The sequence below is a fragment of the Xanthomonas sp. NCPPB 2632 genome (genome assembly GCF_041228075.2).
GTDB lineage: Bacteria > Pseudomonadota > Gammaproteobacteria > Xanthomonadales > Rhodanobacteraceae > Luteibacter.
The window spans coordinates 711260-724800 of record NZ_CM192979.1; the positions used below are offsets into that span (position 1 = coordinate 711260).

A 13541-nucleotide genomic window follows, 5' to 3' on the forward strand; every position below is an offset into this window, starting at 1 on the left:
GCGGCAACGATGGGACTTGCCGCGTTGCCGCTTTGTTGGCTTTTCGCGCACATCGTGCGCTCCTACCGGGGCGAGGCCGGGTAGGAGCCCACGATGTGGGCGATGCTTTTAACGCCCCTCAACCCTCGAGCTCTTCCCACCGCGCGAACGCCACATCCAGCTCGGCCTGCAGCTTCGCCAGTTCGTCGTTGGCGCGGGTGATGGCCGCGGCATCCTGCTGGTAATACTTCGGGTCGTTCATCGCCTCGGTGCGCTTCGCGATCTCGGTCTCGAGCTGCTCGAGCTTCGCCGGCAGCAGGTCCAGCTCGCGCTGTTCCTTGAACGACAGCTTCTTCTTCGGCGCGGCCGGGGGCGGCGTTGCCGCAGCGGGCGCCGGTGCGGAGGCCTTTGCGCTGGCGGCGCGGGCCGCCTCGATGGCCGGCTTCTGGCGCAGCCAGTCGCTGTAGCCGCCGATGTACTCGCCGACTTCGCCGTCGCCTTCCAGCACCAGCGTGCTGGTGACCACGTTGTCGATGAAGTCGCGGTCGTGCGACACCAGCAACAGCGTGCCGGTGTATTCGTTGAGCAGCTCTTCCAGCAGTTCCAGCGTCTCGACGTCGAGGTCGTTGGTCGGTTCGTCCATCACCAGCAGGTTGGACGGCTGTGCGAACAGCTTGGCCAGCAGCAGGCGGTTGCGCTCGCCGCCCGACAGTCGGGTGATCGGCGCGCGTGCGCGCTCGGGCGAGAACAGGAAATCCTGCAGGTAGCCGATGATGTGCTTGCGCTGCCCGTTGAGCTCGATGTACTCACGCCCTTCGGCCACGTTGTCCAGGGCGTTCGCGGTGTCGTCCAGCGTGGAGCGGTGCTGGTCGAAGTAGGCTATCTGCAGGCTGGTGCCGAGCGTGGATTCGCCGGTTTGCGGCTTCAGCTCGCCCAGCAGGATCTTCAGCAGGGTGGACTTGCCCGCGCCGTTGGGGCCCATGATGCCGACGCGGTCGCCGCGCATGATGGTGGTGGACAGGTCGCGGAGCAGCGTGCGGCCGGCGTAGCCATGGGTGACGTGCTTGAGGTCGACCACCTTGCGGCCCGAGGCCTGCGCGCTGCCCAGGGTGATCTTGGCCGTGCCGGTCTGCTCGCGACGCTCGGCGCGCTCGCGACGCAGGGCCTTCAATGCGCGGACGCGGCCTTCGTTGCGGGTGCGGCGCGCCTTGATGCCCTGGCGGATCCACACTTCTTCCTGGGCCAGCTTGCGGTCGAAATGCGCCGTGGCTTGCGCCTCGGCGTGCAGGCGCTCTTCGCGGCGGCGCAGGTAGTTGTCGTAGTCGCCCGGCCAGCTGGTGACGTTGCCGCGGTCGATCTCGACGATGCGGGTGGCCAGCGCGCGCAGGAAGCTGCGGTCATGGGTGATGAAGACGATGCTGCCGGCGAAGCCCTTGAGGAAGGTTTCCAGCCAGGCGATCGCCTCGATGTCCAGGTGGTTGGTCGGCTCGTCCAGCAACAGCAGGTTCGGGTCGCGGACCAGTGCCTGGCCGAGCAGCACGCGGCGCTTCATGCCGCCGGAGAGGTCGGCGAAGTCGGTCTCGGCCGGCAGTTCCAGGCGCTCGATGACCTGCTGCACGCGGGAATCCAGATCCCACGCGTTGTGTGCCTCGATCTGCGCCTGGACATCGCCCAGGGCATCCATGTCGCCTTCTTCCAGAAGGTGGTGGTACCGCGCGAGCAGGTGGCCCAGCTCGCCCAGACCCTCGGCCACCACGTCGAACACGCTGCCGGTGGTGTCCTGCGGCACTTCCTGCGTCAGACGCGCGATGCGCGTGCCGCCCTGCAGGCGGATCTCGCCGTCCTCGGCATGGATCTCGCCGGCGATGAGCTTCATCAGCGTGGACTTGCCCGCGCCGTTGCGCCCGACCACGCAGACGCGCTCGCCCGCGTCGAGGGAGAGGTTCACCTGTTCGAGCAGGAGCGGACCGCCGACGCTGTAGTCGACATTGAGCAATTGAATAAGAGACATACCCGCGATTGTAACCGGGTAGCGGGGCACGGGGTGGATCGGTCGCGCTGTACGAAGGGGGTGTAGGAGCGCACGATGTGCGCGATGGGCGGTGCCGCGTCGCTACGTCGCTACGTGGCCGCGTCGCCGCCCTGTTGGCTTTTCGCGCACATCGTGCGCTCCTACGCCCCTGTGCCGAGGGTATAGCGCGTGTGCTGGCGCCAGGGGGTGCCGGGGCGGAGCACGACCGCCTCGGCCTCGGGGCTGTTGATCTGGTCGGGAAAAGCCTGGGTTTCCAGGGCGAAGCCGGCGAATGGCCCGTAGACCTCGCCATGGCGATCGAGCTGGCCGGCGAGTTTCTGCCCGCTGTAGAACTGCAGTCCGGGGCGGTCGGTCGCCACGGTCAGCCGGCGGCCGCTGGCGGGTTCGCTGACCACGGCCACCGTGCGTGGGGTCGCGCCGGCCGGGCCCTGCGGTACGTAGCAATGGTCGAACCCGCCGACCAGGCGCAACTGGGGATCGGGCCAGTGCAGGCGTGAGCCGATCGGGGCGGCCTCGCGGAAATCGAAGGCCGTGCCGGCGACATGCTGGCGTCCCACGGGAATGGCGCCGGCATCGATCGCCAGGAACTCGTCGGCGTCGATCCGCAGCATATGGTCACGGATATCCGGCCGGCGGTCGTTGAGGTTGAAATAAGGATGGGCGGTGAGGCTTAGCGGCGTCGGCGCATCGCTCGTGGCGACATAGGTCAGGTCCAGCGTGCCCTCGTCGTCCAGGCGCACCTGCAGTTCCACGCTTACCTCGCCGGGAAAACCGCCGTCGCCTTCGGGTGAGACCAGGCGCAACACCAGCGAATCGCCATCCGGTTCGACATCCCAGCGCTGCACGTGGAAGCCCTCGTGGCCGCCGTGCAGGTGGTTGCCGCCATCGTTGCGGTCTACGCGGTAGTCGATGCCGTCCAGCCGGAACCGGCCGCCGCGGATGCGGTTGGCCCAGCGGCCCACGATGGCGCCCATGTAGGCGTCGGAGGCTAGGTATTGGGCTGCGTCGGCGTGTCCGAGCAGCACCTCGCCCATCCGGCCCTGGCGGTCCGGCGACTGCCAGGAGAGCAGGGTGCCTCCCAGGTCGGCGATGTCGACCTGGGCGCCGCGGGCGTTGCGCAGGGTCCAGCGATGGAGCGGGCGGCCGTCGGGGAGGTGGCCCCAGGCGGTGGCGTTGGATACGGGCATGGATGAAGCGTTCCTTGCGGAAGGCGGTCAGGTGGCCGCCGTCTTGCGATGGAGGTCGAGGTATTGGCGTGGCGTGCAGTCGTACTCGCGACGGAATACCGCATACATGTATTGCAGCGACGTGAAACCGCAGCGCAGCGCGATGTCGCCCAGCGGCACCTCGGAGTGCGCGATCAGGTCGCAGGCGGTGTCCAGCTTGTGCTTGAGGATCACCTGGTGGACGGTCTGCTTCAGTTCGCGCTTGAAGTGTTCCTCGAGCACGGTGCGGGACACGCCCACGTAGTCGGCCACCTGTTCGGTCTTGATGCCCAGGCAGCCGTACTGGCGGATGTAGTGGCTGGCGCGCATGACGTGCGGGCTGCGCATCGGCTGGAACCGGCTGGACACCTGCACGTTGATGCCTACCGGCGGTACCAGCACGCGCGAGGCCGAGCAGTCCACGCCGCGCAGCATCTGGTGCAGCAGGTGGGCGGCGGTGCGGCCCATTTCCTCCGCGCCCTGGATCACGGAAGTGAGCGGAATGCGGGTGAGCAGCTGCGCCATGGGGTCGTTGTCGATACCGACGATGGCGATCTGTTCGGGCACGGCGAAGCCGCCCATCACGCACGCCTGCAACAGCTGGCGCGCGCGCGCGTCGGTGACCGCGATGATGCCGATCGGCTTGGGCAGCTCCGCCAGCCAGGTGACCAGTTCCTCGACCGCATGGCCCCAGCCGCCCGCGCTGGTGGGCGAGCCCTCGTACAACACGCCGTCCACCGATTCCTCGTCGACCATGGCCTGGAAGGCGTGCTCGCGCTCCTGGGCCCAGCGGCTGCCGGGGCTGCGGGGAATGCCGTAGAAGGCGAATCGCGTCAGCCCCTGCTCGATCAGGTGATCGTAGGCCAGGCGCACGAGGCGGACGTTGTCGGTGGCGATGTATGGCACGCCGACCGGGTAGTCGGCGGCGTCGCGGTACGAGCCGCCGACCGCTACCACGGGGATGTGCAGGTCGCGCAGCGCATCCGGGGCCTCGGGATCGTCGAAGTCGGCGATGACGCCGTCGCCACGGAACAGGTGGATGTCTCGCATGCGGCTGCGGAAGTCCTCTTCCATGAAGAGGTCCCACTCCACCCGCGTGCTGTTGAGGTAATACCCGATGCCGGCGATGACCTGGCGGTCGTACACCTTGTTGGCATTGAAGAGCAGGGCGATGCGGTGCGGTGCCATGGCCGCGAAAACTAGCAGGAATCGCTGTTTCCGGCCATGACGCAGCGCGGCAAAGAAAAGTACCGGGGCGGCGAGGGAAATCGCAATTGCGCCGGATGCCCTGGGCTAGTCAGCATCGACACGATTCGTCCCCATGTTTGTCAAGGATTCGTTATGTCGTACTTTTCCCATATTCCCAACATCGCCTTCGAGGGCCCCGGCTCGGACAACCCGCTGGCGTTCCATCACTACGATGCGAAGAAGCAGATCCTGGGCAAGAGCATGGCCGAGCACCTGCGCCTGGCCGTCTGCTACTGGCACACGTTCGTGTGGCCGGGCTCCGACGTATTCGGCGCGGGCACGTTCGAGCGTCCCTGGCAGACCGCCGGCGATCCGATGAGCAAGGCCCGCGAGAAAGCCGATGCCGCCTTCGATTTCTTCTCGCGCCTGGGCACGCCGTTCTACACCTTCCACGACACCGACGTGGCACCGGAAGGCGCCAATCTGGCGGAGTACCGCAACAACTTCGCCGCCATGGTCGACGTGCTGGAACAGAAGCAGGCCGAGACCGGCGTCAAGCTGCTGTGGGGCACCGCCAACGTGTTCAGCAACCCGCGTTACGCCGCCGGCGCCGCGACCAACCCGCAGCCGGAAGTGTTCGCCTACGCGGCCACCCAGGTGCGCCACGCGATGGAAGCCACGCACCGCCTGGGCGGTGAGAACTACGTGCTGTGGGGCGGCCGCGAGGGCTACGAGACCCTGCTCAACACCGATCTGAAACGCGAGCGCGCGCAGCTGGGCCGCTTCCTCCAGATGGTGGTGGAGCACAAGCACAAGCTGGGCTTCAAGGGCACGATCCTGATCGAGCCCAAGCCGCAGGAGCCGACCAAGCACCAGTACGACTACGACAGCGCCACGGTCTACGGATTCCTCAAGGATTTCGGGCTGGAAAACGAGATCAAGACCAACCTCGAAGCCAACCACGCCACGCTGGCGGGGCATTCGTTCCAGCACGAGGTGGCCACCTCCATCGCGCTGGGCCTGTTCGGTTCCATCGACGCCAACCGTGGCGATCCGCAGAACGGCTGGGATACCGACCAGTTCCCCAATAGCGTCGAGGAACTCACGCTGGTGACCTACGAGATCCTCAAGGCCGGCGGCTTCACCACGGGCGGCTACAACTTCGACACCAAGGTGCGTCGCCAGAGCAGCGCGGCGGAAGACCTCTTCCACGGCCACATCGGCGGCATCGATGCGCTGGCGCTCAGCCTCGAGCGTGCGGCGAAGATGATCGAGCGCGACGCCATCGCCGATTTCAAGGCGAAGCGTTACGCGGGCTGGGATGCCGAGCTGGGTGCGAAGATCCTCAACGGTGGGTTTACCCTCGCATCGCTGTCGGATGAAGCCATGACGCGTGACATCCAGCCGAAGCATGTCTCCGGCGGCCAGGAGTTGCTCGAGAACATCGTCAACCGCTATATCTACGGTTGACCGGGAACCCGTCATGGAAGCAAAGGAACGCATGTACCTGGGCATCGACCTCGGCACCTCATCGGTCAAGGCGGTGCTCATCGACGATACCGGGGCGGTGCGGGCCAGTGCCTCCAGCCCGCTGGAGGTATCCCACCCCAAACCGCGCTGGTCCGAGCAGGACCCGGCCACCTGGTGGACCGCGACCGAAGCGGCCGTGGCCGAAGTGCTCGAGGGCACCGATGCCCGCCGCGTGGCCGCCATCGGCCTGTCCGGGCAGATGCACGGGGCCACGCTGCTGGACGCGGACGATGCCGTCCTGCGTCCGGCGATCCTCTGGAACGACACCCGCGCCGATCGCGAATGCCTCGAACTGGAGAACGTGCCCGGGTTCCGCGAGATCACCGGCAACGTGGCGTTCCCCGGCTTCACCGCGCCCAAGCTGGCGTGGGTACGCACGCACGAGCCGGACATCTTCGCTCGGGTGGCGAAGGTGCTGCTGCCGAAGGATTACCTGCGGCTCCGGTTGACCAGCCAGTACATGACCGATGCGTCCGACGCCGCCGGCACCCTGTGGCTGGATGTCGGCAAGCGCCAGTGGAGCGACGCGATGCTGGCCGCCACGGGCCTGGATCGCTCGCACATGCCGGAGGTGTTCGAAGGCAGCCAGCCGGCGGGCCGGCTGAGCCAGGCCCTGGCCGATCGCTGGGGCATGGACACCGTGCCGGTCGCGGCCGGTGGCGGTGACAATGCCGCCGGCGCCGTGGGCGTCGGCATCGTACGCAGCGGACAGGCAATGCTCTCGCTGGGTACGTCGGGTGTGTACTTCGCCGTCTCCGACGGTTTCCGCGCCAGTCCCGAACAGGCGGTGCACAGCTTCTGCCACGCGCTACCCGATACCTGGCACCTGATGTCGGTGATGCTCAACGCGGCCAGCTGCCTGGACTTCACCGCGCGGCTCACCGGCTTCACCGACGTACCCGCCCTGCTCGCCGAGGCGGAGGCGTCCGGTCTCAAGGCGGACGGCCCGATGTTCCTGCCTTACCTCACCGGCGAGCGCACGCCGCACAACGATGCCCACGCCCGCGGTTCGTTCACGCACCTGGTGCCGGGCACGTCGCGCGCCGACCTGGCCAACGCCACGCTCGAAGGCGTGGGGCTCGGTCTGCTCGACGGCCTGCTCGCCGTGGAATCCACCGGCCTGGTGGCCGACGAGGTCACGGTGATCGGTGGCGGGTCGCGCAGCGCCTATTGGACCCAGATGCTGGCCGACATACTCGGCAAGAAGCTGGTGCTTCGCAGCGGTGGCGAGGTGGGGCCGGCCCTGGGCGCGGCGCGCCTGGCCCGGCTGGCCGTCGATACCGACGCCACGCTGGACGAGGTCTGCCCGATGCCCGAGGTGACCGCCGTGCGCGAGCCCGATGCAGCGCGTCATGCATATTTCCTGCAAACGCGTCACCCTCTGTTCCGCCGCTCGTACGAGCGTTTGAAGCCGCTGTATTCCGACGCCCCCTGAGGCGCGTTTTTTCCACCCCGACCGGGGGTGTACCCAAGCATGGAGATGAGCATGAAGCAGAAGGCCCTATACACCCTACTCGCCGTTTCGATGGTCGGCGCCGGCATCTTCGGCGCTCCGCAGGCGCACGCCAGCAAGGAAAAGCCGGTGATCGGCTTCTCCATCGACGACCTGCGCGTGGAGCGCTGGACCAAGGATCGCGACTACTTCAAGGCCGCGGCCGAAGCCAAGGGCGCCACCGTGTCGGTGCAGTCCGCCGACGCCAACGAGCAGAAGCAGATCCAGCAGATCGAAGGCCTGATCGCACGCAAGGTCGACGTCATCGTCATCGTGCCGTTCAACGCCAAGACGCTGACCAACGTGGTCAAGTCGGCCAAGGCAGCCGGTATCAAGGTGATCTCGTACGACCGCCTGATCCTGGGTGCGCCCGTGGACGCCTATATCTCGTTCGATAACGACAAGGTCGGCCAGATGCAGGCACAGGGCGTGGTCGACGCCACCGGTGGCAAGGGCAACTACTTCCTGCTCGGCGGCGCGCCGACCGACAACAACGCCAAGATCCTCCGCGAAGGCCAGATGAAGGTCATCGACCCGCTGGTCAAGAGCGGTGCGGTGAAGATCGTCGGTTCGCAGTGGACCAACGAGTGGCTGGCCGCCAATGCGCAGAAGATCATCGAGAACGCGCTCACCGCCAGCAAGAACGACATCCAGGGCATCGTCGCCTCCAACGACGGCACCGCGGGTGGCGCCATCGCCGCGCTGAACGGCCAGAAGCTGGCCGGCAAGGTGGCCGTGTCGGGCCAGGACGCCGACCTCGCCGCGATCAAGCGGATCAAGGCCGGTACGCAGACCATGACGGTGTACAAGCCGATCAAGACGATCGCCACGGATGCCGCCAACCTCGCCGTCGACCTCGCCCAGGGCAAGACGCCCAACTTCACCTCGAAGATGAACAACGGCACCGGCGACATCAACACCATCCTGCTGTCGCCGACGGCGCTGACCAAGGCCAATGTCGACCTGGTGGTCAAGGACGGCTTCTACACCCAGGCGCAGGTCGGCCAGTAAGGCGTCAGGCGCAGGGCGTTAAAGCGTAAGATCGGGACGCCCCGCCCTGGTGCGGGGCGTCGCCATGAGAGAGGAACACCGTGAGCGAATACCTGTTCGAGATGCGCCAGATCGTCAAGGAGTTTTCCGGCGTGCGCGCGCTCAATGGCATCGACCTGGCCGTGCGGCCCGGCGAGTGCGTCGGCCTGTGCGGCGAGAACGGCGCAGGCAAGTCCACGTTGATGAAAGTGCTTTCCGGCGTGTATCCCTACGGCACCTGGGAAGGCGAGATCCTGTTCGACGGCAAGCCACTGCAGGCGCAGTCCGTGCGCGACAGCGAACACGCCGGCATCGTCATCATCCACCAGGAGCTGATGCTGGTACCGCAGCTCTCCGTCGCCGAGAACATCTTCCTGGGCAACGAGATCCGCAAGTTCGGCGGCGTGATGGACTACGACGCCATGTACGCCAAGGCCGAGGCCCTGCTGGCCCGGCTGAAGCTGAAGGATGTCAACGTCGCGGCCCCGGTCATGAACTACGGCGGCGGCTACCAGCAACTGTTCGAGATCGCCAAGGCGCTGGCCAAGAATGCGCGCCTGCTGATCCTCGACGAACCTTCCTCGTCGCTCACCTCGTCCGAGACCGACACGTTGCTGTCGATCATCGAAGACCTGAAGCGCGACGGCGTGGCCTGCGTCTACATCTCGCACAAGCTGGATGAAGTGGCGCGGGTCTGCGATACGGTCACGGTCATCCGCGACGGCAAGCACATCGTCACGAAGCCCATGAGCGAGATGACCACGCATTCCATCATCACTGCGATGGTGGGCCGCGAGATCGAGAACCTGTTCCCGAAGATGGACCACGACATCGGCGAGGTGATCTTCGAGGCGAAGCACGTCACCTGCTGGGACGTGGCCAACCCGAACCGCAAGCGGGTCGACGACATCTCCTTCGCCGTGCGTCGCGGCGAGATCCTCGGCATCGCCGGGCTGGTGGGCGCGGGCCGCACGGAGCTGGTCTCGGCCATCTTCGGTGCCTACCCGGGCCGCTACGAAGCGGAGCTGGTGCTGGAAGGCAAGCCGGTGAAGATCCGTTCGCCCGAGCAGGCGATCAAGGCCGGCCTGTCGCTGGTGCCGGAAGATCGCAAGCGCCAGGGCATCGTGCCGCTGCTCGGTGTCGGCGATAACATCACCCTGGCCACGCTGGCGCATTACGCGCACGCCGGCCAGATCGATCGCCAGGCCGAGCTGCAGGTGGTCGACGCCGAGATCAAGCGGCTGCGTGTGAAGACCGCCAGCCCCGAACTGGCCATCGTCGGCCTGTCCGGCGGTAACCAGCAGAAGGCGGTGCTGACCAAGATGCTGCTGCCCGGGCCGAAGGTGTTGATCCTCGACGAGCCCACGCGCGGCGTGGACGTCGGCTCCAAGTACGACATCTACAAGCTGATGTTCGAGCTGGCGGCGAAAGGCGTCGCCATCATCATGGTGTCCTCGGAAATGCCCGAGGTGCTCGGTGTGAGCGATCGCGTGCTCGTCGTCGGCGAGGGCAAGCTTCGCGGCGATTTCAAGAACGTCGGTCTCACCCAGGAGCAGGTCCTCGAGGCTGCGATCTCCCATGCCGCCGAAGGCCCCGCTCACGCGGCCTGATCCTTCGAACCCTTTCACGCGCCACCACGGAAGCTCCTCCATGCAGGCCCAGCAAATCCAGCAACTGTTCGTCCGCTACAAGATCCTCGCGCTGCTCATCGCCGTCGCGCTCATATGGGTGTTCTTCCACGTCAAGACCGACGCGGCGTTCATCACGCCGGGCAACCTGTCCAACCTGTTCCGGCAGATGGCCATCACCGGCATGCTTGCCTGCGGCATGGTGTTCGTCATCATCGCGGGCGAGATCGACCTGTCGATCGGCTCGCAGCTCGGCCTGCTGGGAGGCGTCGTCGCCATCCTCACGGTCAACCAGGGCTGGGGTACATGGCCGTCCATCGGCGTGGTGATGCTGCTGGGCCTGGCTATCGGCGCGTTCAACGGCTTCGTGGTCACGAAGATGCGCGTGCCCTCGTTCATCGTCGGCCTGGGTGGCATGCTGGCGTTCCGCGGCATCGTGCTCTACATCACCGGCAGTTCCACCATCGCGCCGGCACCGGACGACCTGATCCAGCTGGGCCAGGGCTTCGTGCCGGTTGAGATGTCGCGCTGGATCGGCGGCGTCATCTTCCTCGCCATGGTCGCGTTGACCGTCCGCCGTCGGCTGCGCCGGTCGAAGCTCGGCCTGCAGCAGGCCGCGACGTGGATCGACGTGGTCAAGCTGGTGGCGATCGGTGCGGTCATCTTCGCCTTCGTGCGCACGCTCAACGACGCCAACGGCATCCCCATCCCGGTGATGATCCTGCTCGGCCTGCTGGCGGTGTTCACCTACGTGTCGACGCAGACGGTGTTCGGCCGGCACATCTACGCCGTCGGCGGCAACATGGAAGCCACGCGCCTGTCCGGCGTCAACGTGGCCCGGGTCAAGCTGGTGGTGTTCGCGCTGATGGGCCTGATGTGCGCCTTCGCCGGCATCATCACGGTGGCACGCACGGGCTCCGGTTCACCTTCCGCCGGTACCGGCGGCGAGCTGGACGCCATCTCGGCCTGTTTCATCGGCGGCACCTCCATGCGCGGCGGTTCGGGCACGGTCTACGGTGCGCTGATCGGCGCCCTGGTCATGGCCAGCCTCGACAGCGGCATGCAGCTGATGGACGTGGACAATTCCTGGCAGATGATCATCAAGGGCGCCATCCTGGTCCTCGCCGTGTGGGTGGACGTCCTCTCCGGCTCCAACCGCAACGGCTGATCGCCCATAACCACCATGTAGGAGCGCACGATGTGCGCGATGGGTGGTGACGGAATACATAAACCTTCCGCATTACCCGTTCGCGCACACCGTGCGCTCCTGCGTGGGTTGGCTATGCCTCGTTATTTGTCGAGGTTGCGGGCCATCTTCAGGTGCTGCTTCAGCGTCGGCAGGGTCTTCTTGGCGAACGCCTGCAGCTCCTTGTTGGACCCCTTCTCTGCTTCGACCTCGAAGATCGCCACGGCCTTTTCGTGGTCGGCCACCATCACCTTGGCGAACTCCTTGTCGAAGGCCGCACCGTTCATGCGCTTCAGCGCATCGATGTCCTTCTGGTTGGCCGGCGGCGGTGCTTCCGCGGTGGCGTAACCACGATCGCCGGCAGCGAGGCCCTTCAGTTCCTCGCCCGCCTTGGTGTGGTCGTCGATCATCTTCTGGCCGAAGGCCTTCACCTTCGCCGAGCCGGCGTTGGTCTGCGCCAGCTTGCCCAGTTCGACCTCGGTCAGGCCCGCGCCGCTGGCGTTGGTGACGAAGCCGGCGTCGGTGGCGCTGCCACCCTTGGAATCCTTGACCTGGGCATGGGCGGCGAAGGGCAGGGCGGCCACCAGCAGCGTGGCGGCGAGGAAGCGGGGCAGGGTACGGGACATGGTGGATCCTCCGATAACAGGGCCCAGATGTCGCATTCCGGCCATGAAAGGCTCGTGACCTTGCCGCACCGGACTGCCGCGCGCCGCCGATGCCACCAACGAAAACGGGCGCCCGAAGGCGCCCGTTACGTCATGCGTATCGCGTGATTCTTACTTGACGCGAGCGACCTTCGCACCGAGGCCGGCGGCCTCGCGCAGGATGTCGGCCTTGTCGGTCTTCTCCCACGAGAACGCCGTGAACGTGTTGCCGTTCTTGTCGGTGATCTCGTAGGGCTTGCGGCCGAAGTGGCCGTTGGAAGCCGTCGGCTGGTACATCGGGTGCACCAGGTCGAGCATCTGGATGATGCCGTACGGGCGCAGGTCGAAGTGCTTGCGGATCAGCTTCTCGATCTTGTCGTCGGCGATCTTGCCCGTGCCGAAGGTGGTGACCGAGATGGAGGTGGGCTCGGCCACGCCGATGGCGTAGCTGACCTGGATTTCGCAACGGTCGGCCAGGCCGGCCGCCACGATGTTCTTGGCGACGTAACGCGCGGCGTAGGCGGCCGAACGGTCGACCTTGGACGGATCCTTGCCCGAGAACGCACCGCCACCGTGACGGGCCCAGCCGCCGTAGGTGTCGACGATGATCTTGCGACCGGTGAGGCCGCAGTCGCCCACGGGACCGCCGATCACGAACTTGCCGGTCGGGTTGATGTGGAACTTGGTGCCCTTGTGCAGCAGCTTGGCCGGCAGCACCGGCTTGAGGATCAGCTCGCGCACGCCTTCGATCAGGTCCTTCTGCTTCACGTCCGGATCGTGCTGGGTGGAGAGCACGACGGCGTCGATGGCCACTGCTTCGCCGTTTTCGTAGCGCAGGGTGACCTGGCTCTTGGCATCCGGGCGCAGCCACGGCAGCGGCGAGTTCTTCTTCTTGCGGACTTTGGTCTGCTGCTCGACGAGGCGGTGGGCGTAATGGATGGCCGCCGGCATGTATTCGGCGGTCTCGTTGGTGGCGTAGCCGAACATCAGGCCCTGGTCGCCCGCGCCCTGTTCTTCCGGCTTCTTGCGATCCACGCCCTGATTGATGTCCGGCGACTGCTTGCCGATCAGGTTGAGCACGCCGCAGGTCTCGCCATCGAAGCCGACGTCCGAGGAGTCGTAGCCGATGTCGAGGATGACCTTGCGGGTCAGCGCTTCCAGGTCGATCCAGGCGCTGGTGGTGATTTCACCCGCGACGATGGCGACACCGGTCTTCACCAGCGTCTCGCAGGCCACGCGTGCACGCGGGTCCTGGGCCAGGATGGCGTCCAGGACGGCGTCGGAGATCTGGTCGGCGATCTTGTCCGGGTGGCCTTCGGAGACCGACTCGGAGGTGAAGAGGTAATTGCTCATCGAGGGTATATATCCTTCTTTACGGATAAAGAGATAAATGGGGCGCGCCATGATACACCCCCCATCGCCGGTTTGCAGCGGGGGAGGGTACGCCTCGACGGTGACGATTGCATGGATGTTCAGGGGCCGGGCCCGATTAACCGGACCCGCCCCTTCCGTGTAGGAGCCCACGATGTGGGCGAACCGTCTACGTAGCTATGGCGAAAAAAGCCGACCTCGTGCCCAGGCGAGCGTTTTCAGACTCGCCTGGGCGCTTTTGAAGCTGCTTCGTTCGT

The 13541-nt window shown here is 66.2% G+C and carries 10 protein-coding genes; 5 read left to right on the forward strand and 5 right to left on the reverse strand.

Annotated features, from left to right (window positions below):
• Positions 1 to 118 precede the first annotated feature (118 nt).
• From AB8808_RS03165 to AB8808_RS03175, 3 genes are all read right to left on the reverse strand, one after another.
• On the reverse strand, positions 119 to 1990 hold the full coding sequence (locus tag AB8808_RS03165; RefSeq protein WP_369926675.1) for an ATP-binding cassette domain-containing protein: 1872 nt from the start codon (positions 1988 to 1990) through the stop codon (positions 119 to 121).
• A 161-nt stretch (positions 1991 to 2151) separates the two neighbouring features.
• Positions 2152 to 3198, reverse strand: coding sequence for an aldose epimerase family protein (locus tag AB8808_RS03170; RefSeq protein ID WP_369926677.1), 1047 nt, complete (start codon positions 3196 to 3198; stop codon positions 2152 to 2154).
• A gap of 27 nt (positions 3199 to 3225) precedes the next feature.
• Complete coding sequence (locus tag AB8808_RS03175; protein WP_369926679.1) at positions 3226 to 4404, reverse strand: XylR family transcriptional regulator; 1179 nt, start codon at positions 4402 to 4404, stop codon at positions 3226 to 3228.
• A gap of 153 nt (positions 4405 to 4557) precedes the next feature.
• Here AB8808_RS03175 and xylA point away from each other — a divergent pair, with 153 nt between their 5' ends.
• The 5 genes from xylA (at position 4558) to AB8808_RS03200 (ending at position 11251) form a co-directional block, all read left to right on the forward strand.
• Complete coding sequence (xylA, locus tag AB8808_RS03180; RefSeq protein WP_369926681.1) at positions 4558 to 5874, forward strand: xylose isomerase; 1317 nt, start codon at positions 4558 to 4560, stop codon at positions 5872 to 5874.
• 13 nt (positions 5875 to 5887) lie between these two features.
• Positions 5888 to 7369, forward strand: a complete 1482-nt coding sequence (gene xylB / locus AB8808_RS03185; RefSeq protein WP_369926683.1) for a xylulokinase — start codon at positions 5888 to 5890, stop codon at positions 7367 to 7369.
• A 51-nt stretch (positions 7370 to 7420) separates the two neighbouring features.
• Positions 7421 to 8437 carry a D-xylose ABC transporter substrate-binding protein gene (xylF, locus tag AB8808_RS03190; RefSeq protein WP_221174271.1) on the forward strand — a complete coding sequence of 339 codons (1017 nt, stop codon included), beginning with the start codon at positions 7421 to 7423 and terminating at the stop codon, positions 8435 to 8437.
• 80 nt (positions 8438 to 8517) lie between these two features.
• Positions 8518 to 10065, forward strand: coding sequence for a xylose ABC transporter ATP-binding protein (locus AB8808_RS03195; protein ID WP_285405523.1), 1548 nt, complete (start codon positions 8518 to 8520; stop codon positions 10063 to 10065).
• A gap of 40 nt (positions 10066 to 10105) precedes the next feature.
• Positions 10106 to 11251: a sugar ABC transporter permease gene (locus AB8808_RS03200; RefSeq protein ID WP_051938464.1), complete on the forward strand. Its 1146-nt coding sequence runs from the start codon at positions 10106 to 10108 to the stop codon at positions 11249 to 11251.
• A gap of 122 nt (positions 11252 to 11373) precedes the next feature.
• Here AB8808_RS03200 and AB8808_RS03205 read toward each other — a convergent pair whose 3' ends face one another.
• Entirely contained in the window at positions 11374 to 11895 is a 522-nt protein-coding gene (locus tag AB8808_RS03205; protein ID WP_369926686.1) for a DUF4142 domain-containing protein, read from the reverse strand.
• Positions 11896 to 12045: 150 nt separating this feature from the next.
• Positions 12046 to 13266, reverse strand: coding sequence for a methionine adenosyltransferase (gene metK, locus AB8808_RS03210; RefSeq protein WP_036137726.1), 1221 nt, complete (start codon positions 13264 to 13266; stop codon positions 12046 to 12048).
• Positions 13267 to 13541: the final 275 nt, after the last annotated feature.

Coding starts and splice junctions, on each gene's coding strand:
- AB8808_RS03165 (WP_369926675.1), bottom strand. CDS start 1,990: ATGTCTCTTATTCAATTGCTCAATGTCGACTACAGCGTCGGCGGTCCG.
- AB8808_RS03170 (WP_369926677.1), bottom strand. CDS start 3,198: ATGCCCGTATCCAACGCCACCGCCTGGGGCCACCTCCCCGACGGCCGC.
- AB8808_RS03175 (WP_369926679.1), bottom strand. CDS start 4,404: ATGGCACCGCACCGCATCGCCCTGCTCTTCAATGCCAACAAGGTGTAC.
- xylA (WP_369926681.1), top strand. CDS start 4,558: ATGTCGTACTTTTCCCATATTCCCAACATCGCCTTCGAGGGCCCCGGC.
- xylB (WP_369926683.1), top strand. CDS start 5,888: ATGGAAGCAAAGGAACGCATGTACCTGGGCATCGACCTCGGCACCTCA.
- xylF (WP_221174271.1), top strand. CDS start 7,421: ATGAAGCAGAAGGCCCTATACACCCTACTCGCCGTTTCGATGGTCGGC.
- AB8808_RS03200 (WP_051938464.1), top strand. CDS start 10,106: ATGCAGGCCCAGCAAATCCAGCAACTGTTCGTCCGCTACAAGATCCTC.
- AB8808_RS03205 (WP_369926686.1), bottom strand. CDS start 11,895: ATGTCCCGTACCCTGCCCCGCTTCCTCGCCGCCACGCTGCTGGTGGCC.
- metK (WP_036137726.1), bottom strand. CDS start 13,266: ATGAGCAATTACCTCTTCACCTCCGAGTCGGTCTCCGAAGGCCACCCG.